We start from the raw sequence: 1,012 nt of genomic DNA on the forward strand, positions 1-1,012 counted from the left end.
CTAGGTGTTTGGTCCCAGCATGTGATGGTGTAAATTTGTCATCGTCGCAGCGGAGGACCCTATGGGACAGATTCTACATGGCAGCGCCAAGACCACGCACGCCATTCGAAGCGAGCTACAGCGATCGCAAGCTTCGGTCGCGAGCCTCGCGAAGCGGTATGGGATCAACGAGAAGACCGTCCTGAAGTGGCGCAAGCGGCAGTCGGTCGAAGACATGCCGATGGGGCCGAAGGAGCGCCGTAGCACGGTGCTGTCCCCCATGGAGGAGGCGGCCATCGTGGCGCTGCGGGTGCAGGCACGGCTGCCGCTGGATGACGTCTACATCGCGCTCAAGGATGCGATCCCGCACCTGACGCGCTCGTCGCTGCATCGCTGCCTGCAGCGCCACGGGATCAGCCGCCTGCCCAAAGCCGACCGGGAGAAGCCCAAAAAGTTTAAGGATTACGAGATCGGCTACTTCCACATCGACATTGCCGAGCTGCGCTACGAAGGCGGCAAGGCGTTCCTCTATGTCGCCGTGGACCGCACCTCGAAGCTCGTCTTTGCTCGCATCTACCGCAGTGCCACCAAGCTGGCTGCCGCCGGCTTCCTCAAATCGCTGGTCAGAACCGTCCCCTACCGGATCCACACCGTCCTGACCGATAACGGCGTCCAGTTCGTGCAGCTCCAGCGCGGCCAAAGCCGAAGCTACCTGATCCACATCTTCGGGCGCGTCTGCTTGGAGAACGGTATCGAGCATCGCCTGACCAAACCCTATCATCCCTGGACCAACGGCCAAGCCGAACGGATGGTCAGGACAATTAAGGAGGCGACGGTCAAGTCCTTCCATTACGCTTCGATCCAGGAACTGCGGCGACACGTCAGCGACTGGCTGATCGCCTACAACTTCGCCAAGCAGCTCAAGGCGCTGAAGTTCCGAACGCCCTACGAAGCCATCGATGAACTCTGGAAATCAAAGCCCGATGTCTTTATCGTTCAACCAACCCATCACATGCTGGGACCAAACACCTAG

The 1,012-nt window shown here is 60.0% G+C and carries 1 protein-coding gene; it reads left to right on the forward strand.

Features of this window, described 5'->3' with window-relative positions:
* Positions 1 to 61: 61 nt before the first annotated feature.
* Entirely contained in the window at positions 62 to 1,012 is a 951-nt protein-coding gene (locus tag B2G71_RS23570; protein ID WP_098109095.1) for an IS481 family transposase, read from the forward strand.

Source organism: Novosphingobium sp. PC22D (genome assembly GCF_002556635.1).
Lineage (GTDB): Bacteria > Pseudomonadota > Alphaproteobacteria > Sphingomonadales > Sphingomonadaceae > Novosphingobium.

Excerpts from the sequence above, each read along its gene's own strand:
- B2G71_RS23570 (WP_098109095.1), top strand. The coding sequence starts at position 62 with ATGGGACAGATTCTACATGGCAGCGCCAAGACCACGCACGCCATTCGA.